The following is a 26703-nucleotide window of genomic DNA, read 5'->3' as shown; positions in this document are numbered from 1 at the left end:
GCCTTCCTACCATGGACGTACTGCGTCCATCTCAGGTTGTGGAGAACCGTTTGTCCACAGCCTGGGGGTGCCTGTAGCCAAAATGTGCCGACGACCGAACAATCGGTAGGTGAGGCCCGTCACACCCGTGACGTGCCGACAAGCCGCTCCCACGAGGAGGTGCCGTCATGACGGTCATGGAGCAGCGGGGCGCGTACCGGCCCACACCGCCGCCCGCCTGGCAGCCCCGTACCGACCCCGCGCCGCTGCTGCCCGACGCGGAGCCGTACCGCGTCCTCGGCACGAAGGCGGCCGACCGGGCCGACCCGGAACTGCTGCGCACGCTGTACGCCCGCCTGGTCCACGGCCGACGCTACAACGCGCAGGCCACGGCCCTGACCAAGCAGGGCAGGCTCGCCGTCTACCCGTCCAGCACCGGTCAGGAGGCCTGCGAGATCGCCGCCGCGCTGGTCCTCCAGGAGCAGGACTGGCTCTTTCCCAGCTACCGCGACACGCTGGCCGTCGTCGCCCGCGGAGTCGACCCCGTCGAGGCCCTCACCCTGCTGCGCGGCGACTGGCACACCGGCTACGACCCCCACGAGCACCGCGTCGCCCCGCTCTCCACGCCGCTCGCCACCCAGCTGCCGCACGCCGTCGGCCTCGCGCACGCCGCCCGCATCAAGGGCGACGACGTGGTCGCGCTGGCCATGGTCGGCGACGGCGGCACCAGCGAGGGCGACTTCCACGAGGCGCTGAACTTCGCCGCCGTCTGGCAGGCCCCGGTCGTCTTCCTCGTGCAGAACAACGGCTTCGCGATCTCCGTCCCGCTCGACAAGCAGACCGCGGCCCCGTCGCTGGCCCACAAGGCCGTCGGCTACGGCATGCCCGGCCGCCTGGTCGACGGCAACGACGCCGCCGCCGTCCACGAGGTCCTCTCCGACGCCGTTCGCCACGCGCGCGCGGGCGGAGGCCCCACCCTGGTGGAGGCGATCACGTACCGCGTGGACGCCCACACCAACGCCGACGACGCGACCCGCTACCGCGGTGACGCCGAGGTCGAGACCTGGCGCCGGCACGACCCGATCGAGCTGCTGGAACGGGAGCTGACCGAACGCGGCCTCCTCGACGAGGACGGCATCCGGTCCGCCCGCGAGGACGCCGAGACCATGGCCGCCGACCTGCGCGCCCGTATGAACCAGGACCCGGTCCTCGACCCCATGGACCTGTTCGCCCACGTGTACGCCGAGCCCACGCCCCACCTGCGCGAGCAGCGGGCCCAGCTGCAGGCCGAGCTGGAGGCCGAGGCCGAGTCGGAAGGGACGCACCGATGACGACCGTCGCCGTCAGGCCGGCCACCATGGCGCAGGCCCTCACGCGCGCGCTGCGCGACGCCATGGCCGCCGACGAGAGCGTCCACGTCATGGGCGAGGACGTGGGCACGCTCGGCGGGGTCTTCCGGGTCACCGACGGGCTCGCCAGGGAGTTCGGCGAGGAGCGCTGCACGGACACGCCGCTCGCCGAGGCCGGCATCCTCGGCACGGCCGTCGGCATGGCCATGTACGGGCTGCGCCCGGTGGTGGAGATGCAGTTCGACGCGTTCGCCTACCCGGCGTTCGAGCAGCTCGTCAGCCATGTCGCCAGGATGCGCAACCGCACACGCGGGGCGATGCCCCTGCCGCTGACCATCCGCGTCCCCTACGGCGGCGGCATCGGCGGCGTCGAGCACCACAGCGACTCCTCCGAGGCGTACTACATGGCGACTCCGGGGCTCCATGTCGTCACGCCCGCGACCGTCGCCGACGCCTACGGGCTGCTGCGCGCCGCCATCGCCTCCGACGACCCGGTGGTCTTCCTGGAACCCAAGCGCCTGTACTGGTCGAAGGACTCCTGGAACCCCGAGGACCCGACGCCCGTTGAACCGATAGGCCGCGCGGTGGTGCGGCGCTCGGGCCGGAGCGCCACGCTCATCACGTACGGGCCGTCCGTGGTCGTCTGCATGGAGGCGGCCGAGGCGGCCCGGGCCGAGGGCTGGGAGCTCGAAGTCGTCGATCTGCGCTCGCTGGTGCCGTTCGACGACGAGACGGTGTGCGCCTCGGTGCGGCGGACGGGACGCGCGGTCGTCGTCCACGAGTCGGGCTCCTTCGCGGGCCCGGGCGGGGAGATCGCGGCCCGGGTCACGGAGCGCTGCTTCCACCACCTGGAGGCACCGGTGCTGCGTGTCGCCGGGTTCGACGTGCCGTACCCGCCGCCGATGCTGGAGCGCCACCACCTGCCCGGTGTGGACCGGATCCTGGATGCCGTGGGGCGTCTGCAGTGGGAGGCCGAGAGCTGATGGCACAGGTGCTGGAGTTCAAGCTCCCCGACCTCGGTGAGGGGCTCACCGAGGCGGAGATCGTGCGCTGGATGGTGGAGGTCGGTGACGTCGTCGCCGTCGACCAGCCGGTCGTCGAGGTCGAGACGGCCAAGGCGATGGTCGAGGTGCCCTGCCCCTACGGCGGCGTGGTCACCGCCCGCTTCGGCGAGGAGGGCACGGAACTGCCCGTGGGGGCACCGCTCCTGACCGTCGCCGTCGGCGAGCCCGGCGGCGACGGAGCGACGGCCGAGCAGGGCACCGACGACGGCACGGCCAGCGAGGGCTCGGGCAACGTCCTCGTGGGATACGGCACCTCTCAGGCCCCCGCGCGCCGGCGCAGGGTGCGGCCGGTGCCCACGGCGTCCGCCGCTCAGGCGGCGTCCGGTCGGACGAACGGCCGGATCCGCACCCCCGACGAGGAGAGCGGCCCCGTCCCCGTCATCTCGCCGCTGGTCCGCAGGCTGGCCCGGCAGAACGGCCTGGATCTGCGCGAGCTGACCGGCTCCGGCCCGGACGGGCTGATCCTGCGGGCGGACGTGGAGTACGCGCTGCGTGCCGCCGCGGCGCAGGGCCGTACGGCCGCCGCGGAGGCACAGACACAGCCGGCCGAGGCCGTCCGGGCACCGGCTTCCGCGGCGCCGGCGGCACGGGTCTCCGGCGGGTTCCGCACCCCGCTCAAGGGTGTCCGGGGCGCCGTCGCCGACAAGCTCTCCCGCAGCCGGCGCGAGATACCGGACGCGACGACCTGGGTGGACGCCGACGCCACGGAGCTGATGCGGGCGCGGGCCGCGATGAACGCGGCCGGCGGGCCGAAGATCTCCGTGCTCGCCCTGCTGGCCCGGATCTGCACGGCCGCGCTCGCCCGCTTCCCCGAGCTGAACTCCACCGTCGACACGGAGGCCCGTGAGGTCGTCGGGTTCGACCACGTCCACCTCGGCTTCGCGGCCCAGACCGACCGGGGACTCGTCGTGCCGGTCGTCCGGGACGCGCACGCGCGGGACACCGAGGGGCTGACCGCGGAGTTCGCGCGGCTGACCGAGGCGGCCCGGGAGGGACGGCTGACTCCGGCCGAACTGACCGGCGGGACCTTCACGCTGAACAACTACGGCGTGTTCGGCGTCGACGGCTCCACCCCGATCATCAACCACCCCGAGGCGGCCATGCTCGGCGTCGGCCGCATCGTGCCCAAGCCATGGGTGCACGAAGGCGAGCTGGCGGTGCGGCAGGTCGTCCAGTTGTCGCTCACCTTCGACCACCGGGTGTGCGACGGCGGCACGGCGGGCGGTTTCCTGCGGTACGTGGCGGACTGCGTGGAACAGCCGGCGGTGCTGCTGCGCACACTGTGATCGCACGCGTCCCCCTGCATTCCCTGTGATCGCCCGGACACGCATACTCGGAGGGTGACCGCGTACGAGCCCCCGGGCGACCCCGGCTCCGGTACCGACCCCGCGCCGGGGACGGCCCCTGCCGCGTACGACGCCGTCGTGCTCGCCGGCGGTGCCGCACGGCGGCTCGGCGGCGCGGACAAGCCCGGCGTGCGCGTGGGCGGGCGCCCCCTGCTCGACCGGGTGCTCGCCGCCTGCGCCGGGGCGCGGACCACCGTCGTCGTCGCCGACCCCCGGCCCACCGCACGGCCGGTGACCTGGGCGCGCGAGGATCCGCCCGGCGGCGGACCGCTCGCCGCGCTCGCCGCGGGGCTGCGGCACACCACGCAGGAGCGGGTCGTGGTGGTCTCGGCCGACCTGCCGTTCCTCGACGGGCGGACCGTCGAGCGGCTGCTGACGGCCCTCGCGGCCGGCCCCGCCGACGGCGCGCTGCTCACCGACGCCGACGGCCGCGACCAGCCCCTCGTCGCCGCCTACCGCGCGTCCGCGGTCCGCCGCGAACTGGCCGCGCTCACCGAGGGCCGCGCACAGCCGGCCGGCCTGCCCCTGCGGCGCCTGACCGCCGGACTCAGCCTCACCCGCGTCCCGGATCCCGTCGCGTCCTTCGACTGCGACACCTGGGACGACATCGCCACCGCAAGGGCACGCATCAGGGAGCATGGGCACGTGTTGGATGAATGGATTTCCGCAGCCAAGGACGAGCTGGGCATCGACCTCGACGTGGACACCGGCGTCCTGCTCGACCTCGCCCGTGACGCCGCCCACGGCGTGGCCAGGCCGGCGGCCCCGCTGACCACCTTCCTCGTCGGCTACGCCGCCGCCCGGGCCGGAGGAGGCCCCGAGGCCGTCGCCGAGGCCGCCCGCAAGGCCGCGGCCCTCGCCCGGCGTTGGGCGGAGGAGGACGCCGCCACCCCGGCCCCCGCCGAGGGCCGGCCCGACGTGGCGCCCGACGCCACCCCGGACACCCGCCCGGACGCCGGATGACCGCCCCCGGCACCCGGACCGACGAGGACGCGGAAGACCTCGATGTCGAGGAGGCTCTCGCTCTCGTGAAGGAGAACCCCGGCGACCACCTGCCCGCGCACGCCCCGCACCACGGTCACGCGACCGCCCCGCACCACCCCGGGGAGCCACGCCACCGTGCCACCCCCTGGCCGGAGGCCCGGACGATCGCCGAGCGCGCCGCCCGGGCCGGTGTCCGCGCCGCCCGCCGGGCCCCGGTCTCCGTGTCCCTCGACACGGCCCTCGGCCTCACCCTGGCCGAGCCCCTCACCGCCCTCACCGACCTGCCCTCCTTCGACACCTCCGCGATGGACGGCTGGGCGGTCGCCGGCCCCGGCCCGTGGACCGTGCGTGCCGAGGGCGTCCTGGCCGGACACGCGGAGCCCGAACCCCTCACCGACGGCGAGGCCGTCCGTATCGCCACCGGCGCCCGCATCCCCCCGGACACCACCGCCGTGCTCCGCACCGAGCACGGCCGCAGCGACGCCAAGGACCGCCTGCACTCGACCAGGGAGGTCGTGCACGGTCAGGACATCCGTCCGCGTGGCCAGGAGTGCCGCAGCGGCGACCAGCTCCTGTCCGTCGGGACCGTCGTCACCCCGGCCGTTCTGGGACTCGCGGCAGCCGCCGGGTACGACACGCTCACCGCCGTTCCCCGCCCCCGCGTCGACGTCCTCGTCCTCGGCGACGAACTGCTCACCGGGGGCCTTCCGCACGACGGTCTGATCAGGGACGCGCTCGGACCGATGCTGCCCCCCTGGCTGCGGGCGCTGGGCGCCGAGGTCACCGCGGTCCAGCGGATCGGCGACGACGCCGAGGCACTGCACCGCGCCGTCACGACGTCCGACGCCGACGTCCTCGTCACCACCGGCGGCACCGCCGCGGGCCCCGTCGACCACGTCCACCCGACCCTGCGGCGCATCGGCGCCGAGCTCCTCGTGGACGGCGTCAAGGTCCGCCCCGGCCACCCGATGCTGCTGGCCCGCACCAAGGAGAACCAGCACCTCGTCGGCCTGCCCGGCAACCCGCTCGCCGCCGTCTCCGGGCTGCTCACGCTCGCCGAGCCGCTGCTGCGCATCCTCGCGGCCCGCCCGGCGCCGGAGCCGTACACGCTGCCGCTGCGGGACGCGGTGCACGGGCACCCCTACGACACCCGGCTCGTCCCCGTCGTCCTGCGCGGTGACGGTGCGGTCCCGCTGCACTACAACGGTCCGGCCATGCTGCGCGGCATCGCGGCGGCCGACGCCCTGGCCGTCGTACCCCCGGGCGGTGCGCGGTCGGGGCAGGAGACGGAACTCCTCGACCTGCCCTGGGCCACCGGCGGAATCGGAGTGTGTTTCACGTGAAACTTCCGGGCCAGGACGCGATCGCCCGTCAGGCCGACGAACACCTCGTGACCCATCGGGTGAAACTCCCGAGGAAGATGGTGGAGCACCCGATCCGCCAGGTCGGCAAACGGTTGTCGATGGCCCTCGTGGTGCTCCTGGTCACCGCCGTGATCGTGTATGCCGACCACGAGGGCTACAACGACAACTCCGACGGCTCCGTCGACCTCCTCGACGCCTTCTACTACGCCACCGTCACCCTCTCCACCACCGGCTACGGCGACATCACACCCGTCAGCGACGCCGCCCGGCTGACCAACATCTTCGTCATCACGCCCCTGCGTGTGCTGTTCCTGATCATCCTGGTCGGCACCACGCTGGAAGCCCTCACCGAGCGCACCCGGGAGGAATGGCGACTGAACCGCTGGAGGTCCACCTTGCGCGATCACACCGTCGTCGTCGGCTTCGGGACAAAGGGGCGCTCCGCGCTCCAGACGGTCTGTGCGACGGGGCTGCGGAAGGAGCAGGTCGTCGTGGTCGACCCCAGCGGAAAGGCGATCGAGGCAGCGACGGCCGACGGCTTCGCCGGGGTGATAGGCGACGCCACGCGCAGCGATGTGCTGAAACGGGCTGAGGTGCAGCGGGCGCGGCAGATCATCATCGCCACCCAGCGCGACGACACGGCCGTGCTGGTGACCCTGACGGCCCGGCAGATGAACCGCGGCGCGAAGATCGTGGTCGCGGTCCGTGAGGAGGAGAACGCGCCGCTGCTGAAGCAGTCCGGTGCCGATGGCGTGATCACCAGCGCCAGCGCCGCGGGCCGCCTGCTCGGTCTCTCCGTCCTCAGTCCCGCCGCCGGCATGGTCATGGAGGACCTCATCCACCAGGGCACCGGGCTCGACCTCGTCGAACGGCCGGTCATAAAGGCCGAGGTGGGCAAGAGTCCACGGGAGACGGACGACCTGGTGGTGAGCGTCCTGCGGGGCCACCGGGTCCTCGGCTACGACGATCCGGCCGTCGGCGGGCTGGAACTGACGGACCGCCTGATCACGATCGCGCGGGCGACGCCGGGCACCCACGTGGCGCCCGACGCCCGACCGCTGCCCCGCGACTGACCGGTCGCGGGACCGGGGTGCAACCGTCTACTTGCGGTTGTACAGCCGCATCGTGACCGGTCCGAAGACCACCAGGAACAGGGCCGCCCAGCCCAGCGTCCAGCCGATCTCGTCGGCCGGCCAGTGGCCCGCCATCAGCTCGCGCACGGCGGACGCCAGATGCGTGATCGGGCTGTTGTTGACGAACGCCTGCAGCCAGCCCGGCATGGTCTTCGGATCGACGAAGACGTTGGACAGGAAGGTGAGCGGGAAGATCACCAGCATGCTGACGCTCATCACCGACTTCTCGGTGCGCAGCATCAGCCCGAACATCGTCCAGACCCACGAGAAGGCGAACGAGAACACCAGCAGCAGCGCGATCCCGGCGACCACTCCGGTGAAGCCGCCGTCCGGGCGGTAGCCGAGGACGAGGCCGACGACGAGCATCACCACGGACGCGATCGTGTAGCGCAGCGCGTCGCCGAGCAGGTAACCGACCATCGCCGACGGCCGCCAGATCGGCAGCGACCGGAAGCGGTCGAAGACGCCCTTCTCGATGTCGATGTTCACCGAGACCCCGGTGTACATCGTGATCATCACGACCGACATCACGAGGATGCCGGGCAGCACGAACTGGATGTAGTCGCTCGGTGAACCGGCCAGCGCACCGCCGAAGAGGTACGTGAACATCAGCAGGTTCATGATCGGAAAGGCGGTGACGTCGAAGAGCTGCTCCGGCACGTGCTTGATCTTGAGGACGGCGCGCCAGCCGAACGTCAGCGAGGTCGACAGGGAGCTGGGCCGCGGGGGCCGTTCCCTCGCCACCAGGAGGGCGGCCAGGGAGTCGGCCCGGACCGGTGCGAGTTCCTTGCTCTCGGTGCCCGTGGCCGTGCTCATGCCGCCACCTCGTCCTTCGTGTCGTGGCCGGTGTCGTGTCCGGTCAGCGCCAGGAACACCTCGTCGAGGCTGGGCTGTCCGAGGGAGAAGTTGTCGACGGTGATTCCGGCCCGGGACAGTTCGGCGAGTGCCCGGGCCGCCCGGTCGGCCGCGGTGTCGCTCGCCGCCGCGCCGAGCAGGGCGGTCAGCGCCACCGGGTCGGGTTCCAGCTGCACCTCGGCGGCCAGCAGGTCCCGCAGCACCCGCTCGGCCTCCGGCCGCTGGTCCGCGTCCCGCAGCCGCAGGTGTACGGAGCCGGCGCCGACGGACGCCTTCAGCTCGCCCTTCGTGCCCTCGGCGATCACCCGGCCCTTGTCGATGACGGCGATCCGGGACGCCAGCTGGTCGGCCTCGTCCAGGTACTGCGTGGTCAGCAGCACGGTCGTGCCCTGGGCGACGACCGCGCGCACGATGTCCCAGACCTGGTTGCGGCTGCGCGGGTCCAGGCCGGCCGTCGGTTCGTCGAGGAAGAGCAGGTCGGGTGTGTTGAGGATGGACGCGGCGATGTCGATGCGCCGCCGCATGCCACCGGAGTAGTGCTTGACCTGCTTCCCGGCCGCCTCCGTGAGCCCGAACGCCTCCAGCAACTGTGCGCCACGCTCCCGGGCGGCCTTCTTGCCGTGGCCGAGGAGCCGGCCCAGCAGGACCAGGTTCTCGGTGCCGGTGAGGTCCTCGTCGACGGACGCGTACTGCCCGGTGAGGCTGACGCGGCCGCGTACCTCGTCGGCCTCGCGCACGACGTCGTGGCCGAAGACATGGGCCTCACCGCCGTCCGGCCTGAGCAGCGTGGCGAGCATCTTCACCGTGGTGGTCTTGCCGGCGCCGTTGGGTCCGAGGACGCCGTAGACCGTGCCGGCCGGCACCGCGAGGTCCACACCGTCCACGGCCCGTGTCTCACCGAACGTCTTCACCAGGCCCGCGGTCTCGATCGCGAGACCGGACGTCTGCGTGCTCATGCTTGGGTCCTTCCGCGTGCTTGGGCTACGCATGGGGAGACCTTTACCGTCGCGCAAACTCATCGGTCACGCACAGGGATTTCCGGCGGATGGGTCCAAAGGCCGAGGACGGTCCGCCCTCGGACGCAGGCAGTAGGGGCCCGGAAGGGGGACGGAGGAGTAGCGTCCCCCTCATGCATGCGATCACGATTCCCGAACCCGGAGGCCCCGAGGCGCTGGTCTGGACCGAGGTCCCCGACCCGGTGCCCGGCGAGGGCGAGGTCCTGGTCGAGGTGACGGCCAGCGCCGTCAACCGGGCCGACATCATGCAGCGGCAGGGGCACTACGACCCCCCGCCCGGTGCGTCCCCCTACCCCGGCCTGGAGTGCTCCGGGCGCATCGCCGCGATCGGTGCCGGAGTGTCCGGCTGGGCCGTCGGTGACGAGGTGTGCGCACTGCTCGCGGGCGGCGGTTACGCCGAGAAGGTCGCCGTTCCGGCCGGTCAGCTGCTGCCGGTCCCCGAGGGCGTCGGCCTGTCGCAGGCGGCGGCGCTGCCCGAGGTGGTCTGCACGGTCTGGTCGAACGTCTTCATGGTCGCCCACCTCCGCCCCGGTGAGACGCTGCTGGTGCACGGCGGCTCCAGCGGCATCGGCACCATGGCGATCCAGCTCGCCAAGGCCGTCGGCGCGAAGGTCGCCGTGACGGCGGGCACCAAGGAGAAGCTCGAGCGCTGCGCCGAGCTGGGCGCCGACATCCTGATCAACTACCGGGAGCAGGACTTCGTCGCCGAGATCAAGGAGGCCACGGGCGGCGCGGGCGCCGACGTCATCCTCGACAACATGGGCGCCAAGTACCTGGACCGCAACGTCCAGGCCCTCGCCGTCAACGGACGGCTGGCGATCATCGGCATGCAGGGCGGCAGGAAGGGCGAGCTGAACATCGGCACGCTCCTCGCCAAGCGCGCCGCCGTCAGCGCGACCTCGCTGCGCGCCCGTCCGCTGGAGGAGAAGGCGGCGATCGTGGCAGCCGTGCGCGAGCACGTGTGGCCGCTGGTCGACGGGGGCCACGTCCGCCCGATCGTCGACCGCGAACTGCCGATGAGCGACGCGCCCGCCGCGCACCGGGTCGTGGAGGAGAGCGGACACATCGGCAAGGTGCTGCTGATCGCGGCCTCCTGAGCCACGTGGCCCGTCTCCGGCGCCCTAGCCCCGCCGGAGGCGCAGTGCGACGAACGCCAGGCCCAGGCCGAGGCCGATGAGGACCAGCCCGCTGCCCAGCGGCAGGATCTTCATGACGGGCTCGGCTGCTGCCTCGGCGTGCGTGTCGGCCTGCGGTTGGGACCGCGTCGGGGAAGCGGAGGGCACGAGGCCGGCCTCCCCGGGCGACACGGCGGGAGCCGGTCCCTCGGTCAGGCCCCGGCCGCGGTCGGCGTCCGTGTCCCTGGTGTCCCACGCATGGCCGTCCTCCTCTGCCTCCCACGGCTCCTGCCGGCCCGGCCGCTGCCGTCCCTCGCCCGGCCGGCTGCCCGCCCGGGACGACTCGTCGTCCGGCACGGAGACGGCGGACGGGGACGCGGAGAGGGATGCGGACCTGGAGGGCGACGCGGAGTCCCGCACCGCACTGCCGGCCGGGCCGGACGTCGGCCGGCCGGCGGTTCTGGACGTGGAGGCCGACATGGAGGCCGACGTGGCGGCGGGTTCACGCTCAGGACCTTCCGGCTCCGAGGCCGAGGCGTCGTCCGGCACCGAAGGAGAAGGGGACGCGACGGCCCCCGGGGAGGCGGACCCGGCAGCGTACGCCGTCCCCAGCGTGCACGGCGTCAGCGTCGCGCCCACCACGAGAATCCCCGCCAGTCCCGTCGTCCTCACTGTGCGCAGCCATGGAGTCACGTCGGTGACCCCCTCCCGGTCCCAGTCGGCAAGATCGACGGAACAAGCCTCACACCCGCCGGCCATTCCGGCATTCCGGATACCGCCGTATGCGGTGGATCAGCCTTCTGTGGGGGCACCACCCTGGTGAGGTGCAGGCGTACGAGAGAATGGCGACATGGAGAAGCCGAGGAACGACAGGTCACCGGAGAACCCCCAGATCCTGGTCGTCGGCCAGGACGGAATGGCACTCAGCGGCGGCAGTGGCTCAGACGAGGACTCCCGTGAGATCCCGGTGACCGAGCAGGTGGAGCAGCCTGCCAAGGTCATGCGGATCGGCAGCATGATCAAGCAGCTGCTGGAGGAGGTGCGCGTCGCTCCCCTGGACGAGGCGAGCCGGGCCAGGCTCAAGGAGATCCACGCCAGTTCGGTGAAGGAACTCGAGGACGGCCTGGCGCCCGAACTGGTCGAGGAACTGGAGCGGCTCTCCCTGCCCTTCACGGACGACGCGACCCCGACCGACGCGGAACTGCGGATCGCCCAGGCCCAGCTGGTCGGCTGGCTGGAGGGCCTGTTCCACGGGATCCAGACCACGCTGTTCGCCCAGCAGATGGCCGCACGCGCCCAGCTGGAGCAGATGCGCCGCGCCCTGCCCCCGGGCATCGGCCACGACGGCGACGAGGGCCAGGCGGGTGGCCGCTCGGCCGGCCGCTCGGGCGGCCCGTACCTGTAACCACCACGGCCGAAGTACCTGTAACCACCCCGGTCGAAGCGGAAGGGCCCGGCAGCACCGGCTGCCGGGCCCTTCGCCGTGCACGGGTCAGGACGACGCGGGATTGCCCGTCGAGACCTTGAGCTGGATCTCGGGCATGTCCTCGGGGTCGACGTCCGTACCGGGCGCGGGGAACTGGTCCCGGATCGAGCCCTCGCCGTAGGTGTTCTCGTCGACGTCGACGACCTTCATCGTCCAGCCGGCGGCCTGGAAGCACTCCTTGACCGAGCCGATGTACTTGAAGGTGAAGTCCGGCACCTTGATCTTGTCGGGGTCGTTGTACGACTCCTCCGGCTCGGTGCACTCCTCCTTCTCGATCGTCTTCGTCGTGTCCGGCCCGCGATAGCCCGCGGCCTTCGACGGCGAGGCGGACGTGCCGGCGGTGCTGCCGCCGCCCTGGGGATCGTCCCCGCCGCCGTTGTTCATCAGCAGGGCCCCGATCAGGCCCCCGACCGCCACGACGGCGACCACGATCGAGCCGATGATCACCGGCTTGTTGCTCCTGCCACCGCCGCCGGAGCCGGAACCCTGGGACGCGGGCGTGATGTTGTACGGCGGCGGCGTCGACGCGCCCTGCTGCGGCGCGTACGCCGACGCGGCCGGTGTCTGGTAACCGCCCTGCTGCGGATAGCCGTACGCGGGGGAGGGCGCCGCCGGGGCCGGGGTGCCGTACGGGTTCGGGGCCGGAGTCGGCTGGTACGGCGTCTGGACGGGGCCGGTGGGTGCCGGGGCGGACTGGTCGACCGGCGGGAACACCGCGGAGCCGACGCCCGCGCCGCTCGGCGTGTGGGCGCCGGGCACGATACTCGGCGGGGCCGCGTGGAAGGACTGCGCCACGCGCAGGCACTCGTCGCGCATGGCCTCGGCGCTGGGGAAACGCTCGTTGGGGTTCTTCTTCAGCGCGCGGGCCACCAGCGCGTCCACGGCCGGCGGCAGGGAGCGGTTGACGGAGGAGGGGGCGACCGGCTCCTCCTGCACGTGCGCGTACGCGATGGCCAGCGGCGAGTCCGCGTCGAACGGCAGCCGTCCGGTGACCAGCTGGAAGAGCATGATGCCGACCGAGTACAGGTCGGAGCGGGCGTCCACACCGCGGCCGAGGGCCTGTTCCGGCGAGAGGTACTGGGGGGTGCCGACGACCATGCCGGTCTGTGTCATCGACGTCACACCGGACTGCATGGCGCGCGCGATGCCGAAGTCCATGACCTTGACCACGCCGCGCTTGGTCATCATCACGTTGCCCGGCTTGATGTCCCGGTGGACCAGGCCCATCTCGTGGCTGATCTCCAGGGCCGCGAGCACGTCCGCGGTGATCTTCAGGGCCTTGTCGGCGGGCATCGCCCCGAACTGCCGGACGTCCTCGTCGAGCACCGAGCCGAGCGGCCGGCCCTCGACGTACTCCATGACGATGTACGGCGTCGTCATGCCGTTGAGGTCGTCCTCGCCGGTGTCGAAGACGGAGACGATGTTGGTGTGCGTGAGCTTGGCCACGGCCTGGGCCTCGCGGCGGAAGCGCTCGCGGAAGGCCTGCTCCCGGCCCAGCTCGGTGTGGAGCGTCTTGATGGCGACCTGACGGTCCAGCACGGAGTCGTACGCCAGGTGCACCGAGGCCATGCCGCCCTCGCCGAGCAGGTCGCGCAGTTGATAACGGCCGCCGGCCAGTGCCCGCCCCGCGTACCGGCCCTGTCCGCCGTCCTGGCTCATGTCTCTGCGTCCCCCATAGGCGCCGGCGGCAGCGGCCCGAGCGCACGTTGATCCAAAGTGTTATTCCCGGCCAAGTCTGCCCCAGGGCACTGACACGTCAAGCGCGGTGCCCGTTCCGTGACCGTACGCGAAAGAAGCGTCGCGCAAGCGTTACAGCGGGCGTACGGCCGGTACACAGAATTTGCACGACAGTACGGAACCAGGGTTTCATGACCGGTCCGTCTCGTGCCGGTCGGGGCGCCCATCTCGGACCGGAGGCTTGCGCCAAGGCTGTAGCGTGGCCGACGGAGACCGTAACAACACCGCGCGCACCGCGGGCAGAAACGACGGCGAGGACTGATGGCACAGCAGCAGCGCGCTCAGGGCCCGTCCGACCCCGAGGCGACTGGCGGCGGTATGTCGGACGCGCCGGAGACCTGGGGCAACGGCGGGCTTGTCGGCGACGGCCGGTACCGGCTGACCCGCAGGCTCGGGCGGGGCGGCATGGCCGAGGTGTTCGCGGCCGAGGACGTCCGGCTCGGACGCACCGTGGCGGTCAAGCTGCTGCGCGCGGATCTCGCCGAGGACCCGGTGTCCAAGGCGCGCTTCACGCGCGAGGCGCAGTCGGTGGCCGGGCTCAACCACCACGCCATCGTGGCCGTGTACGACTCCGGCGAGGACTTCGTCGGCGGCCAGTCCGTGCCGTACATCGTGATGGAGATCGTCGAGGGCCGCACCATCCGCGACCTCCTCCTCAACGCCGAGGCACCGGGCCCCGAACAGGCGCTGATCATCGTCTCGGGCGTCCTGGAGGCGCTCGCCTACTCGCACCAGCACGGCATCGTGCACCGCGACATCAAGCCGGCGAACGTCATCATCACGCACAACGGCGCGGTGAAGGTGATGGACTTCGGCATCGCCCGCGCCCTGCACGGGGCGTCGACCACGATGACGCAGACCGGCATGGTCATGGGCACCCCGCAGTACCTCTCCCCGGAGCAGGCCCTCGGCAAGGCCGTCGACCACCGCTCCGACCTGTACGCGACCGGCTGCCTGCTGTACGAACTGCTCGCGCTGCGTCCGCCGTTCACCGGCGAGACACCGCTGTCGGTGGTCTACCAGCACGTGCAGGACATCCCGACGCCCCCGTCCGAGGTCTCCGACGCGTCCCCGCCGGAGCTCGACGGCCTCGTGATGCGCTCGCTGGCCAAGGAGCCCGACGACCGTTTCCAGACCGCCGAGGAGATGCGCGGTCTGGTGCAGTACGCCCTGCAGATGCTGTACGACCAGGGCGGCCACACCGGCACCTGGAACACCGGCCCGGTCGGCATGCACGACGGCCGGCACACCCCGGCGGCCGGGATGGCGGGCACGACCGTGCTGCCGCACCCGGACCACGCCTCGGGCACCCAGCAGATCCCCCAGCCGATCCTGCCCAACGGATACGGCGGTGGGGACGACGGCGGCTTCGAGGGCCACGGCAACAAGGGCAGCGGCCGGGGCAAGTTGTGGATCCTGGCCGTGCTCGCGGTCATCGCCGTCGCCGCGGGCGTGGCGCTGGCCCTGAACGGCGGCGAGGAGGGCAAGGGCGGCGACCCCGGCACCAGCCAGTCGCCCACCACCGCGCCGAGCACCGAGGACAACTCCCCCAGTGAGTCGCCCAGCGACGAGGCGACGCAGGAGACCACCGACCCGGGCACGGACGAGGACAACAGCGGCGGAGGCACGGGCGACGACGACTGGTCGCCGCCGTACACGCCCTCGTACACGCCTTCGCAGAGTGTGACGGAGGAGCCGACCGGCGACCCGACGGGCGACCCGACGACGGACCCGACGACGCCGACGGGCGACCCGACGGGCGACCCGACCGGCGAGCCGACGGGCGGCACCGACGGCGGCGCCACCGGGGACCCGACGGGCGGCACCGACGGCGGCAGCACCGGGGACGGCGGCCTGACCAGCGGCACGGTGGGCCAGGGCGGCTGACCGGACCCGGGCCCGCCCGCGGTCACTCCACGAACGCGTCGCGCACCGCGTCGTACTCCCGTGTCCACCACACCGCCAGCGCGGAGGCGGCCGGGAACTGGGGGTCCGCGCGGGTGTCGCCGCGCTCGTAGTGCCAGCGCAGCATCCAGAAGTCGTTGAGCCGTTCCCACCACACGCGGTGCACGGCCGCCGCCAGTTGGGAGGGCGTCGCCCCGGCGGTCCGCCGGTACGCGCGCGCGTAGGCCCGTACCCTCGGCAGGTCGAGCGGGCCGCCCGGCCGGACGAAGAAGATCGCGGCGGCTCGTACGGCCTCTTCCGCGCGGGGGCGCACGCCGAGCCGGTCCCAGTCGACGATGGCGGCGGGCGCGTCGCCCTTGTAGAGCAGGTTGAAGGGGTGGAAGTCCCCGTGCACCCAGCCGACCGCGCCGCCGCGCGGTGGACGCCGGTCCGCGTGGCGGGCCAGCAGCGCGCGGCGTTCCAGGAGCCGGTGGCGGGCGAGTTCGTCGAAGGAGTCGGCGGGGCGGTGCCGGCGCACCCGGGCGAGCAGGTCGTCGATCAGCGCGAAGGTGTCGGCGGGGTCGGCGCTCTCGGCCGGGTCGGCACCCGAGGTGCCCTCCGCACGGGCCGCGGGCGCCCTGCCGTGCGCCGGCATCACCTGTTCGAGGCCCGCGTGCACGGCCCCGAGCAGCGCGCCGAGCCGTCCGCACTGGGTGGGGGTGAGCTGGCCGCCATGGCGGTGCCGGCCGTCGATCCACGGGTGCAGGGCGTAGGCGTGCCCGCCGACCACGGCGACCGTGCGTCCGTCGCGGCCGGGCAGCGGCGGGGCGACCGGGACACCCAGGTCGGCGAGGCGCCGGGTGGCCCGGTGCTGCCGGTCGATCGCGGCCGGGTGGGCGGTCTCGGGGTCGAAGTGGTGCTTGAGGAAGTAGCGGCCGCGGGTCGTGCACAGGCGGTAGCCGCGGTTGAGCAGGCCCTGGTCGACGGGCTCGCACGTGAGCGCGGAACCGGCGCGGTAGTGGCGGAGGAGGGCGCCCAAGGGGGGCGCGTGAGGTACAGGGGGTGGTACACGTAAGCGCGGCACGCGGCAGATGCTAGGGCACGGAACGATGCTGTGAGCTGGGCGTTGTCACAGACAGTCGCCAGTGGTCGCTTTCGGTCGCGTGGTCGTCACACGGCGCCCTGGAAGTGGCGTCCGAGGCTGCCGTCCATGGCGTGCACGGTGCCGAACCGCGGCTCGATGCGCAGGTAGACGGGCTCGAACGGCACCCCGTCCACGGCGCGCGGTGCGGGACCGAACCGCTCGATCTCGGCGGCGGTCGGGTCGTGGGCCTCGCACGTGCCGACGACCTGCACGGCCCACAGCCTCTCGCCCGGCCGGGCGGAGTCGAGGTTGTCGGACCCGTACGCGACGACGCTCCCGGCGCACGCCCGGTGGTACCCGGAGCTCCGGGGCATGCGCAGCAGGACCCGGCCGTCGACCACGATGTGGCGTGCGAACGCCAGGAAGGGCAGGGCACGCATGCTGGTGGCCGCCCGGCCGTGGTCGGTGCGGCCGAGGAGGCCGACGGCGAGCTTTTCGTCGGTGGACATGCCCTTACTGTGCGGGAGCGGAAAAAGGGGGGAACAGAGTCGCCCGCCCCGGTTCGACGGGACGTAAGTCCCGAATAAATGTGCGCGGCCCGATGAGCGCGCCGCGCGGACACAGGGTGTTTTCTCAGCGGTTCCCGGCCTGCAGCCGCGCCACGTAGGCGGCGGCCTGGGAGCGGCGCTGCATGCCGAGTTTCGCCAGCACACTCGACACGTAATTCTTGATCGTCTTCTCGGCGAGGTGCAGCCGCTCGCCGATGGCGCGGTTGGTCAGGCCCTCGCCGATCAGCTCCAGGATCCGGCGTTCCTGTTCGGTCAGGCGGGAGAGCCGGTCGTCGGTCCTGGCCCCGCCGTCGCGCAGCCGCTCCAGCACGCGCGCGGTGGCCATCGGGTCGAGCAGCGACTTCCCGGCGGCCACGTCCCGTACGGCGGTCAGCAGCTCGGCGCCCCGTATGTCCTTCAGGACGTATCCGGAGGCGCCGGCCATGATCGCGTCGAAGAGGGCCTCGTCGTCGGCGAAGGACGTCAGCATCAGGCACCGCACGGACTCGTCCTGGGAGCGGATCTCGCGGCACACCTCCACACCGCTGCCGTCCGGGAGCCGGACGTCGAGCACCGCGACGTCCGGACGGGTGGCGGGGATCCGGGCCAGCGCGTCGGCCGCCGTGCCGGCCTCGCCGACCACCTCGATGCCGTCCTCGCCCGACAGCAGCTCGTGGACGCCCCGGCGGACGACCTCATGGTCGTCGAGGAGAAATACCCGGATTTTTCCGTCTTCACCCACGCGCTCAGTCTCACACACGAACTCTTCCCGTGCCCGGGGTGCCCGGGATAACGTGCCGTTGTTCCGGCCCCCTGCGAGGCTGTGACCAGTAAGACTTCCTTACTTTCGCGATTTACTTGGAAACCCAAGTAAAAACGCAGGTCAGGAGGGGTTTCACAGAAATGTGGAGCACTGGGTAACGTGCCTTTTGCAGGACGCTCGCCGGGGCACCTGTCACGCCTGTTCCCGACCGGGCCGCACCCACCCTGTGCGACCCAAGGGCCACAGGTGAGCCGCACTGGCACCCGGCGAACCCGGGGGCCGGACCGACGGAGGAGCACACGTGACCGTGGAGAGCACTGCCGCGCGCAAGCCGCGACGCAGCGCCGGAAGCAAGGCCGGCACCACCGGCACCAAGCGCACCACTCGCACCACCAAGAAGGCACAGGGCACCGACCCGGAACTCGTGCAGCTGCTGACGCCCGAGGGCGAGCGCGTCGAGAACGCCGAGTACGACGGCTACGTCGCCGACATCACCGCCGACGAGCTGCGCGGCCTGTACCGCGACATGGTGCTCACCCGCCGCTTCGACGCCGAGGCCACCTCCCTGCAGCGCCAGGGCGAGCTGGGCCTGTGGGCGTCGCTGCTCGGCCAGGAGGCCGCCCAGATCGGCTCCGGCCGCGCCACCCGTGAGGACGACTACGTCTTCCCGACCTACCGAGAGCACGGCGTCGCCTGGTGCCGCGGCGTGGACCCGACCAACCTCCTCGGCATGTTCCGCGGTGTGAACAACGGCGGTTGGGATCCCAACGGCAACAACTTCCACCTCTACACCATCGTCATCGGCTCGCAGGCGCTGCACGCCACGGGCTACGCGATGGGCGTCGCCAAGGACGGCGCGGACTCGGCCGTGATCGCCTACTTCGGCGACGGCGCCTCCAGCCAGGGCGACGTGAGCGAGGCGTTCAACTTCGCCGCGGTGTACAACGCCCCGGTGGTGTTCTTCTGCCAGAACAACCAGTGGGCGATCTCCGAGTCCAACGAGAAGCAGACCCGCGTGCCGCTCTACCAGCGCGCCCAGGGCTTCGGCTTCCCCGGCGTCCGCGTCGACGGCAACGACGTGCTGGCATCCCTCGCGGTGACCCGCTGGGCCCTGGAGCGCGCCCGGCGCGGCGAAGGACCCGCGCTGATCGAGGCGTACACCTACCGCATGGGCGCCCACACCACCTCCGACGACCCCTCCCGCTACCGCCACGACGACGAGCGGGCCGCCTGGGAGGCGAAGGACCCGATCCTGCGCCTGCGCCGCCATCTGGAGGCCGCAAACCACGCGGACGAGGGATTCTTCGGGGAACTGGAGGCGGAGAGCGAGGCGTTGGGCAAACGAGTGCGCGAGGTGGTCCGTGCCATGCCGGACCCGGACCGGTTCGCCATCTTCGAGAACGTGTACGCGGACGGGCACGCGCTCGTCGACGAGGAGCGAGCCCAGTTCGCCGCCTACCAGGCGTCGTTCGCGGACGCAGAGGGGGTCTGACATGGCAGTGGAGAAGATGGCTCTGGCCAAGGCGATCAACGAATCGCTGCGCCACGCCCTGGAGGCCGACCCCAAGGTCCTGATCATGGGCGAGGACGTCGGCAAGCTCGGCGGTGTCTTCCGGGTCACCGACGGCCTGCAGAAGGACTTCGGCGACGACCGCGTCATCGACACCCCGCTGGCCGAGTCCGGCATCGTCGGCACCGCCATCGGCCTGGCCCTGCGCGGCTACCGCCCGGTGGTGGAGATCCAGTTCGACGGCTTCGTCTTCCCGGCCTACGACCAGATCGTCACGCAGCTGGCGAAGATGCACGCCCGCTCGCTGGGCAAGGTCAAACTGCCGGTCGTCGTCCGCATCCCCTACGGCGGCGGCATCGGCGCGGTGGAGCACCACTCCGAGTCCCCCGAGGCGCTGTTCGCGCACGTGGCGGGGCTGAAGGTGGTCTCCCCCTCGAACTCCTCGGACGCCTACTGGATGATGCAGCAGGCCGTCCAGAGCGACGACCCGGTGATCTTCTTCGAACCGAAGCGCCGCTACTGGGACAAGGCCGAGGTCGACACCGAGGCCATCCCCGGCCCGCTGCACGGCGCGCGCGTGGTGCGCGAGGGCACCGACCTCACGCTGGCCGCGTACGGCCCGATGGTGAAGCTCTGCCAGGAGGTCGCCGACGCGGCCGCCGAGGAGGGCCGCTCCCTGGAGGTGCTGGACCTGCGCTCCATCTCCCCGGTCGACTTCGACGCGATCCAGAGCTCGGTGGAGAAGACCCGCCGCCTGGTCGTGGTGCACGAGGCGCCGGTGTTCTTCGGGTCGGGCGCGGAGATCGCCGCCCGCATCACCGAGCGCTGCTTCTACCACCTGGAGGCCCCGGTGCTCCGGGTCGGCGGCTACCACGCCCCGTACCCGCCGGCCCGCCTGGAGGAGGAGTACCTGCCCGACCTGGACCGGGTGCTGGACGCCGTCGACCGCTCGCTGGCGTACTGAGGAGAGGGTCGTGACGACGATGACTGAAGGGTCCGTACGCGAGTTCAAGATGCCCGACGTGGGCGAGGGACTCACCGAGGCCGAGATCCTCAAGTGGTACGTCCAGCCCGGTGACACGGTCACCGACGGCCAGGTGGTGTGCGAGGTCGAGACGGCGAAGGCCGCCGTCGAACTCCCCATCCCCTACGACGGAGTGGTGCGCGAGCTGCACTTCCCCGAGGGCACCACGGTCGACGTGGGCACGTCGATCATCGCGGTCGCCGTGGGCGACGCGGCGGCCGGCGAGCAGGAGCCGGCGCAGGCGCCCGTGGAGGACGTGCCCGCACAGCCGCAGGAGCCGAAGCCGGAGGGCCGCCAGCCGGTCCTGGTGGGCTACGGCGTGGCCACCTCCTCGACCCGCCGCCGCCCCCGCAAGGGTCCGGAGGGCCCGGCCCAGGAGGTGGCGGCCGCGATCCAGTCCGAGCTCAACGGCCACGGGCAGGTCACCCGTGGGCGTCCACTGGCCAAGCCTCCGGTGCGCAAGCTCGCCAAGGACCTCGGCGTCGACCTGACGACGGTCACCCCGACCGGTCCGGACGGCATCATCACGCGCGAGGACGTCCACGCGGCCGTGGCGCCCCCGCAGGCCCCGGAGCCGGCGGAGGCACCCGCCGCGGTCGCCCCCGCGGCCACGGTCCCGGCGCCCGCGGTGTCGTACGACACGGCGCGCGAGACCCGCATCCCGGTCAAGGGCGTCCGCAAGGCGACGGCGGCGGCGATGGTGGGCTCGGCGTTCACGGCGCCGCACGTCACGGAGTTCGTGACGGTCGACGTGACGCGCACGATGAAGCTGGTCGAGGAGCTCAAGCAGGACAAGGAGTTCGCGGGTCTGCGGGTGAACCCGCTCCTGCTGATCGCCAAGGCCCTGCTGGTCGCGATCAGGCGCAACCCGGACGTCAACGCGTCCTGGGACGAGGCGAACCAGGAGATCGTGGTCAAGCACTACGTCAACCTGGGCATCGCCGCGGCGACCCCGCGCGGTCTGATCGTGCCGAACATCAAGGACGCCCACGCCAAGACCCTGCCGCAGCTGGCCCAGTCCCTGGGCGAGCTGGTGTCGACGGCCCGGGAGGGCAAGACCTCCCCGGCGGCCATGCAGGGCGGCACGGTGACGATCACCAACGTCGGCGTCTTCGGCGTCGACACGGGCACGCCGATCCTCAACCCGGGCGAGTCCGCCATCCTCGCGGTCGGCGCGATCAAGCCGCAGCCGTGGGTCCACAAGGGCAAGGTGAAGCCGCGTCAGGTGACCACGCTGGCGCTGAGCTTCGACCACCGTCTGATCGACGGGGAACTGGGTTCGAAGTTCCTCGCCGACGTGGCGGCGATCCTGGAGCAGCCCAAGCGGCTCATCACCTGGGCCTGACCGGCCGTGAGCGGCCTGCGAGGGGGCCGGCCGGCGCCGACCGGCCGCCCCCCTCGCGCGTCGGGCGTCAGCCCGCCGTGGCGAAGCCGTGGTCCAGGAGCTTCTTCGCGTCCGTCGCCCGCTGGGCGGCGGACGAGGAGGCGAGGACCGTGCCGATGACGGTCTTGCCCTTCCGCGTGGCGGCGAAGACGAGGCAGTACTTGGCCTGCGGGCCGGAGCCTGTCTTCACGCCGATGGCGCCGCTGTAACTGCCCAGCAGCGTGTTGGTGTTCGTCCACGGCGCCATCGTCCGGGTGCCGCCGGACTTGGTCGTCGTCTTGGCGGTGTACGACTTGGTCTTGACGATCGTGCGGAACGTCGAGTTCTTCATCGCGCTGCTCGCGATCTTCGTCAGGTCGCGCGGCGTCGAGTAGTTCTTGCCGTTGCCGATGCCGTCGAACGAGTCGAAATGGGTGTTCTTCAGGCCCAGGCTCTTGGCGGTGGCGTTCATCTTGCCGATGAACGACTTCACCCGGTCGGCCCGCGTCTTGCCGGTGCCGAACTTGTCGGCCAGCGCGTACGCGGCGTCGCAGCCGGACGGCAGCATCAGGCCGTAGAGCAGCTGCCGGACGGTGACCTTGTCGCCGACGATCAGGCGGGCCGACGAGGCGTTCTTCGACACGATGTAGTCGCTGTACGCCATCTGGATCGTGACCTTGGCGTCCAGGTTCAGCTTGGGCTGCGCGAGCACCACCTTGGCCGTCATGATCTTGGTGGTGGAGCCGGTGGAGAGCTTGGTGTCCGCGGCCTTGGTGTACAGCGACTTGCCGTTCGCGTCGTTCATCGCGTAGCCGCCCTTGGCCACGATCTTGGGCGCGGCGGCGGCCTGCGCGGGCGCGGTGGAGAGGGCTCCGGTCGTGAGCACGGCGCCGGTGGTCACGGCGACGGCGACGGCTCTGCGGAGGCGGATGCCCTGAATGCCGTTTATCAAGTGAGATACCCCGATTGTATTGAATGCCCCGATCCTGCGGCCGAGTTGTGGTCGATACGGCATGGGGCTGCGTCTGTGCGACTCGTAAGTAGCACGGATGGTTGTGCGGTCGGTGGGAGCGAGGGCGGTGCGTCCCTCTTATGGGTGGCCGTGTCGGGTCGGGGCGCGTCCGCATGCTGGACGGGGTCCCCCTTGCGTTCCTGTTGTATCTATCCTGTGGGCATGACCATGGCCGTGAAGCAACCTCCCGCCGCCGACCGCGTCTACACCCACGTCAAGCAGGGCGTCCTAGAACGCCGTTACGAGGGCGGGACCCTGCTCACCGAGGGCGAGCTCGCCGACGCCGTGGGGGTCTCGCGCACGCCGGTGCGCGAGGCACTGCTGCGGCTGGAGGCCGAGGGGCTGATCCGGCTCTACCCGAAGAAGGGCGCGCTGGTCCTGCCCGTCTCCGCGCAGGAGATCGCGGACGTGGTGGAGACCCGGCTGCTGGTCGAGGAGCACGCGGCGCGCAAGGCCGTACCGGCCCCGGCCGGACTCATCGAACGGCTGGAGGAACTGCTCGCCCGGCAGAAGGAGCAGGCCGCCGCCGGCGACCTGACCGCGGCCTCCGTCACCGACCGCTGCTTCCACGCCGAGATCGTCCGCAGCGGCGGCAACGAGATCCTCTCCCGCCTCTACGACCAGCTGCGGGACCGTCAACTGCGCATGGGCGTCGCCGTCATGCACTCCCACCCGGACCGCATCGCCAAGACCCTCGCCGAACACGAGGAGATCCTCGAAGCGCTGCGTTCGGGGAACGCGGAGGCGGCGGTCGGCGTCGTCAACCGGCACGTGGGCTGGTTCTCGAACCTGGCCCGGGGGGAGGTCCGATGAGTTCGCCCGCGCCAGGCAGGAACGCGCTGCCCGGTGACCCGCCGGGCGGCCGGCGCGCCATCGCCGTCTGGAGCATCGGCGTCGCCGTCTACTTCGTCGCCGTCATCTTCCGTACGTCCCTCGGGGTGGCCGGGCTCGACGCCGCCGACCGCTTCCACGTCAACGCCTCGGCCCTGTCCACCTTCTCCATACTCCAGCTGCTCGTCTACGCCGGCATGCAGATACCCGTCGGCCTGCTCGTCGACCGGCTCGGCACCAAGAAAGTGCTGGGCATCGGCGTGGTGCTGTTCACGGCGGGGCAACTGGGCTTCGCGTTCTCGCCGTCGTACGGCATGGCGCTCGCGTCGCGGGCGCTGCTGGGCTGCGGTGACGCGATGACGTTCATCAGCGTGCTGCGGCTGGGCACCCGCTGGTTCCCGGCCCGGCGCGGGCCGCTGGTCGCCCAGCTCGCCGGGCTGGTCGGCATGGCGGGCAACCTGGTCTCCACGCTCGTCCTGGCCCGGCTGCTGCACGGCATCGGCTGGACGGCGGCGTTCGCGGGCAGCGCGCTCGCCGGGGTCGTCGTGCTCGTCCTGCTGCTGCTCTTCCTGAAGGACCACCCCGAGGGCCACGAGCCGGAGCCGGTGCCGCACCAGGGGGCCGCCTACGTGCGGCGCCAGATCGCCACCTCCTGGCGGGAGCCGGGCACGCGGCTCGGACTGTGGGTGCACTTCACCACTCAGTTCCCCGCGATGGTGTTCCTGCTGCTGTGGGGGCTGCCGTTCCTGGTCGAGGCCCAGGGCCTGTCCCGCGGCACGGCCGGCGGGCTGCTCACGCTCGTCGTGCTGTCCAACATGGCCGTCGGCCTGGTCTACGGGCAGATCATCGCCCGGCACCACGGGGCGCGGCTGCCGCTGGCCCTCGGGACCGTGGGCACGACGGCGGCCCTGTGGGCGGCGACGCTCGCCTACCCGGCCGAGCACGCGCCGATGTGGCTGCTGGTGGTGTTGTGCGTGGTGCTGGGCGCCTGTGGCCCCGCGTCCATGATCGGCTTCGATTTCGCTCGGCCGGCCAACCCGCCCGAGCGGCAGGGCACCGCGTCCGGGATCACGAACATGGGCGGCTTCGTCGCGTCGATGACCACCCTGTTCGCGATCGGCGTGCTGCTCGATGCCACCGGGGACGACTACACCGTCGCCTTCTCGTCCGTGTTCGTGCTCCAGGCGCTGGGCGTCACGCAGATACTGCGGCTGCGGAAGCGGGCGGCTCGGCGGGAGCGGGAGCGGTTGGTTGCGAGCCGGGTCGAGACGGTGCACGTCCCTGCGTAGGCGCCCGGGGCGGGGGTGGGTCGCGCGGCCCGGCGTCACGGGGTGCCGCTGCGCCCACCCGTGCCGCCCCTGGGGTTACCTCCCAGGCCGTTCAGGCACTTGGGGGAGGCACGACTGCCCGCAGCTAGGGCGTCACCGTGAAGTTCCTGAGGATCGCCGCCGTCAGGTCCGGGTCGCCCTCCGTCTTGATGCGGTCGGCCGCCGCCTCCGGGGTGACCCGTCCGCAGGCAAGGCGGACGTAGGTCTCCCAGTCGAGGGTGAGGGTGGCGGCCGGGCCGAGCGCGGGGGCCGTCTCCAGGGTGCCGCGGCCCTGGATGTCGACGCGGATCGTGCGCAGGAACTCGACCGGTCCGTGGACGTCGAAGACCACGGCCGAGCTGCGCGGCGCGTCCGCCTTCTCGGCGACGACGTGCGGGAGCTCGGCGAGCAGCACGTCACGGGTGACGTGCGCGCCGGGGGAGTCGAGGTTGCCGGGGCGGCCGAGGGCCGTGCGCAGGTCCTGTTCGTGGACCCACACGTCGAAGGCGTGACGGCGCATGGACTCCGCCAGGGTCAGCTCGGTGCCGAGCGGGCCGCGCACCTTCGTGTCCGGGTCCCGCGACTCGTTCCGCAGCTGCCGGTTGCGCCGGATGACCATGTACTCCAGCTCGGACGTCATCTCCGGCGCCGTGTGGTGGCGGCGGACGTCGACCTGCATCTCCATGTAACGCTGGTGGTCGTTGGTGACGTGGAACAGGTCGCGCGGGAGGGTGTGGATGGGGCGCGGGTCGCCGAGCATCTCGGAGTCCAGGCCCATGACGTGCGAGACGACGTCCCGCACCGACCAGCCCGGGCAGGGAGTGCGGCGGTTCCACTCCGCCTCCGCAAGGGGCTGGACCAGCTCGGATATCGCCTCGATGGAGTGAGTCCAGGCGTCGGCGTAGGGCTGGAGGGTGGGATGCAGACTCACGGAACGGGACCCCTCGGCGGTCGGTACACGGGCAGGTTGTGGCGGCGGTGCCAGTGGGAGGTGGCTGCGGTCGGCGCGGTCTTGGGACTCCCCCAGCTCTCGGCTGTGCTCGAGCCGGCGGGACCCCCAAGTTACGCTGCTGTGCGGCACCCCGGCAGTGCTTTCGTGTGACGATCGTAGGCCCGTGTGGACGGCTCGAATGCCAGGACGGTGGTAGTGTGCGCGCCTCTTTGATCCAGATCGCCGTGAACGAGGACGAAACGGTTGAAGCGCGCCGCCTACGGGTGGCGTCGCTGGTACGTCAGCAGGAGGGCGCCGATCTCGTCGTCCTGCCGGAGCTGTGGACCACGGGTGCCTTCGCCTTCGAGGAGTTCGGTGCCGAGGCCGAGGCGCTTCGGGGCCCGACGTTCGAGGCGATGGCCAAGGCCGCGAGTGACACCGGCGTGTGGCTGCACGCGGGGTCCGTCCCCGAGCGCGCCGCCGACGGACAGCTCTACAACACCTCCCTCCTCTTCTCCCCCTCCGGCGACCTCGCCGCCGCCTACCGCAAGATCCACCGGTTCGGCTTCGACAAGGGCGAGGCCGTGCTGATGGGCGCGGGACACGAGCTGGTGACGGTCCGTCTGCCCCGGACCACCCTCGGCGTCGCGACCTGTTACGACCTCCGCTTCCCCGAACTCTTCCGCGGCCTCGTCGACGCCGGTGCCGAGACCCTCGTCGTCCCGGCGGGCTGGCCGGAGCGCCGCCGGTCCCACTGGACACTCCTGGCCCGGGCACGGGCGGTGGAGAACCAGGCGTTCGTCCTCGCCTGCGGAACGGCCGGGACGCACGCCGGGGTTCCGCAGGCCGGTCACTCGATCGTGGTCGACCCCTGGGGCGAGGTGCTGGCGGAGGCCGGCCCGGACGAGGAGGTCCTCACCGTGGAGTTCGACCCGGCGAAGGTGGCGAAGACCCGGGAGCAGTTCCCGGCGCTGAAGGACCGGGTGCTGGGCCTGGAGCCGCCGCGCCGGTGAGGGCG

The 26703-nt window shown here is 72.0% G+C and carries 24 protein-coding genes; 15 read left to right on the top strand and 9 right to left on the bottom strand.

Annotation, left to right across the window (positions count from 1 at the left end; translation table 11 throughout):
• Positions 1 to 167 precede the first annotated feature (167 nt).
• Genes pdhA (IE260_RS06525) through IE260_RS06500 form a run of 6 tightly spaced genes read left to right on the top strand, consistent with a single transcriptional unit; the run spans position 168 to position 7159 of the window.
• Complete coding sequence (pdhA, locus tag IE260_RS06525; protein WP_189869513.1) at positions 168 to 1310, top strand: pyruvate dehydrogenase (acetyl-transferring) E1 component subunit alpha; 1143 nt, start codon at positions 168 to 170, stop codon at positions 1308 to 1310.
• Positions 1307 to 2311, top strand: a complete 1005-nt coding sequence (locus tag IE260_RS06520; protein ID WP_189869512.1) for an alpha-ketoacid dehydrogenase subunit beta — start codon at positions 1307 to 1309, stop codon at positions 2309 to 2311. The genes pdhA (IE260_RS06525) and IE260_RS06520 overlap by 4 nt, the downstream gene beginning before the upstream one ends.
• On the top strand, positions 2311 to 3678 hold the full coding sequence (locus tag IE260_RS06515; RefSeq protein ID WP_189869511.1) for a dihydrolipoamide acetyltransferase family protein: 1368 nt from the start codon (positions 2311 to 2313) through the stop codon (positions 3676 to 3678). The genes IE260_RS06520 and IE260_RS06515 overlap by 1 nt, the downstream gene beginning before the upstream one ends.
• Positions 3679 to 3732: 54 nt before the next feature.
• Complete coding sequence (locus IE260_RS06510; RefSeq protein WP_189869510.1) at positions 3733 to 4701, top strand: NTP transferase domain-containing protein; 969 nt, start codon at positions 3733 to 3735, stop codon at positions 4699 to 4701.
• Positions 4698 to 6065: a molybdopterin molybdotransferase MoeA gene (locus IE260_RS06505; RefSeq protein ID WP_189869509.1), complete on the top strand. Its 1368-nt coding sequence runs from the start codon at positions 4698 to 4700 to the stop codon at positions 6063 to 6065. The genes IE260_RS06510 and IE260_RS06505 overlap by 4 nt, the downstream gene beginning before the upstream one ends.
• Positions 6062 to 7159, top strand: coding sequence for a potassium channel family protein (locus tag IE260_RS06500; RefSeq protein WP_189869508.1), 1098 nt, complete (start codon positions 6062 to 6064; stop codon positions 7157 to 7159). Before IE260_RS06505 ends, IE260_RS06500 begins: the two co-directional genes overlap by 4 nt.
• Positions 7160 to 7186: 27 nt before the next feature.
• On the opposite strand, the gene IE260_RS06495 is transcribed toward IE260_RS06500, so the two are convergent.
• On the bottom strand, positions 7187 to 8035 hold the full coding sequence (locus tag IE260_RS06495; RefSeq protein ID WP_189869507.1) for an ABC transporter permease: 849 nt from the start codon (positions 8033 to 8035) through the stop codon (positions 7187 to 7189).
• On the bottom strand, positions 8032 to 9030 hold the full coding sequence (locus IE260_RS06490) for an ATP-binding cassette domain-containing protein (RefSeq protein WP_189869506.1): 999 nt from the start codon (positions 9028 to 9030) through the stop codon (positions 8032 to 8034). Before IE260_RS06490 ends, IE260_RS06495 begins: the two co-directional genes overlap by 4 nt.
• Positions 9031 to 9203: 173 nt before the next feature.
• Between IE260_RS06490 and IE260_RS06485 the strand changes: the two genes are divergently transcribed.
• Positions 9204 to 10187, top strand: a complete 984-nt coding sequence (locus IE260_RS06485) for an NAD(P)H-quinone oxidoreductase (RefSeq protein WP_189869505.1) — start codon at positions 9204 to 9206, stop codon at positions 10185 to 10187.
• Positions 10188 to 10211: 24 nt separating this feature from the next.
• Here IE260_RS06485 and IE260_RS41510 read toward each other — a convergent pair whose 3' ends face one another.
• Entirely contained in the window at positions 10212 to 10685 is a 474-nt protein-coding gene (locus IE260_RS41510; protein ID WP_229880464.1) for a hypothetical protein, read from the bottom strand.
• Between the two features lie 370 nt (positions 10686 to 11055).
• On the opposite strand from IE260_RS41510, the gene IE260_RS06475 reads away from it, so the two are divergent.
• The gene (locus tag IE260_RS06475; RefSeq protein WP_189869504.1) at positions 11056 to 11610 is read left to right on the top strand and encodes a bacterial proteasome activator family protein; all 555 of its coding nucleotides are present in this window, start codon (positions 11056 to 11058) and stop codon (positions 11608 to 11610) included.
• 87 nt (positions 11611 to 11697) lie between these two features.
• Here IE260_RS06475 and IE260_RS06470 read toward each other — a convergent pair whose 3' ends face one another.
• Positions 11698 to 13350, bottom strand: coding sequence for a Stk1 family PASTA domain-containing Ser/Thr kinase (locus IE260_RS06470; RefSeq protein WP_189869503.1), 1653 nt, complete (start codon positions 13348 to 13350; stop codon positions 11698 to 11700).
• A 339-nt stretch (positions 13351 to 13689) separates the two neighbouring features.
• Between IE260_RS06470 and IE260_RS06465 the strand changes: the two genes are divergently transcribed.
• Positions 13690 to 15315 (top strand): protein kinase domain-containing protein, encoded by a 1626-nt coding sequence (locus tag IE260_RS06465; RefSeq protein ID WP_189869502.1) that lies wholly within the window; start codon positions 13690 to 13692, stop codon positions 15313 to 15315.
• A gap of 22 nt (positions 15316 to 15337) precedes the next feature.
• Here IE260_RS06465 and IE260_RS06460 read toward each other — a convergent pair whose 3' ends face one another.
• The 3 genes from IE260_RS06460 to IE260_RS06450 all read right to left on the bottom strand — a co-directional run bounded on the left by IE260_RS06460 (position 15338) and on the right by IE260_RS06450 (position 17686).
• Positions 15338 to 16396 carry a phosphotransferase gene (locus IE260_RS06460; RefSeq protein WP_189869501.1) on the bottom strand — a complete coding sequence of 353 codons (1059 nt, stop codon included), beginning with the start codon at positions 16394 to 16396 and terminating at the stop codon, positions 15338 to 15340.
• Between the two features lie 86 nt (positions 16397 to 16482).
• Positions 16483 to 16905, bottom strand: coding sequence for a pyridoxamine 5'-phosphate oxidase family protein (locus IE260_RS06455; protein ID WP_189869500.1), 423 nt, complete (start codon positions 16903 to 16905; stop codon positions 16483 to 16485).
• Between the two features lie 124 nt (positions 16906 to 17029).
• Positions 17030 to 17686, bottom strand: a complete 657-nt coding sequence (locus IE260_RS06450) for a response regulator (protein ID WP_189869499.1) — start codon at positions 17684 to 17686, stop codon at positions 17030 to 17032.
• Between the two features lie 322 nt (positions 17687 to 18008).
• Between IE260_RS06450 and pdhA (IE260_RS06445) the strand changes: the two genes are divergently transcribed.
• Genes pdhA (IE260_RS06445) through IE260_RS06435 form a run of 3 tightly spaced genes read left to right on the top strand, consistent with a single transcriptional unit; the run spans position 18009 to position 21586 of the window.
• The gene (pdhA, locus tag IE260_RS06445; RefSeq protein ID WP_189869498.1) at positions 18009 to 19199 is read left to right on the top strand and encodes a pyruvate dehydrogenase (acetyl-transferring) E1 component subunit alpha; all 1191 of its coding nucleotides are present in this window, start codon (positions 18009 to 18011) and stop codon (positions 19197 to 19199) included.
• A gap of 16 nt (positions 19200 to 19215) precedes the next feature.
• The gene (locus tag IE260_RS06440; protein ID WP_189869715.1) at positions 19216 to 20181 is read left to right on the top strand and encodes an alpha-ketoacid dehydrogenase subunit beta; all 966 of its coding nucleotides are present in this window, start codon (positions 19216 to 19218) and stop codon (positions 20179 to 20181) included.
• A 19-nt stretch (positions 20182 to 20200) separates the two neighbouring features.
• Positions 20201 to 21586 carry a dihydrolipoamide acetyltransferase family protein gene (locus IE260_RS06435; RefSeq protein WP_189869714.1) on the top strand — a complete coding sequence of 462 codons (1386 nt, stop codon included), beginning with the start codon at positions 20201 to 20203 and terminating at the stop codon, positions 21584 to 21586.
• A 67-nt stretch (positions 21587 to 21653) separates the two neighbouring features.
• On the opposite strand, the gene IE260_RS06430 is transcribed toward IE260_RS06435, so the two are convergent.
• A complete protein-coding gene (locus tag IE260_RS06430) occupies positions 21654 to 22556 on the bottom strand; it encodes a D-alanyl-D-alanine carboxypeptidase family protein (RefSeq protein ID WP_189869497.1) in 903 nt (300 codons plus the stop codon).
• Between the two features lie 222 nt (positions 22557 to 22778).
• On the opposite strand from IE260_RS06430, the gene IE260_RS06425 reads away from it, so the two are divergent.
• Positions 22779 to 23429: a GntR family transcriptional regulator gene (locus IE260_RS06425; protein WP_189869496.1), complete on the top strand. Its 651-nt coding sequence runs from the start codon at positions 22779 to 22781 to the stop codon at positions 23427 to 23429.
• Entirely contained in the window at positions 23426 to 24736 is a 1311-nt protein-coding gene (locus tag IE260_RS06420) for an MFS transporter (RefSeq protein ID WP_189869495.1), read from the top strand. The genes IE260_RS06425 and IE260_RS06420 overlap by 4 nt, the downstream gene beginning before the upstream one ends.
• A 124-nt stretch (positions 24737 to 24860) precedes the next feature.
• Here IE260_RS06420 and IE260_RS06415 read toward each other — a convergent pair whose 3' ends face one another.
• A complete protein-coding gene (locus IE260_RS06415; protein ID WP_189869494.1) occupies positions 24861 to 25685 on the bottom strand; it encodes a maleylpyruvate isomerase family mycothiol-dependent enzyme in 825 nt (274 codons plus the stop codon).
• 218 nt (positions 25686 to 25903) lie between these two features.
• Here IE260_RS06415 and IE260_RS06410 point away from each other — a divergent pair, with 218 nt between their 5' ends.
• Positions 25904 to 26698 carry a carbon-nitrogen family hydrolase gene (locus tag IE260_RS06410; protein WP_189869493.1) on the top strand — a complete coding sequence of 265 codons (795 nt, stop codon included), beginning with the start codon at positions 25904 to 25906 and terminating at the stop codon, positions 26696 to 26698.
• The last annotated feature ends 5 nt before the right edge of the window (positions 26699 to 26703 follow it).

The organism is Streptomyces viridiviolaceus (genome assembly GCF_014650995.1).
Classification (GTDB): Bacteria; Actinomycetota; Actinomycetes; order Streptomycetales; family Streptomycetaceae; genus Streptomyces; species Streptomyces viridiviolaceus.
Note: the sequence above shows the minus strand (reverse complement) of the source record. Positions and strands in the feature narration are given on the sequence as shown.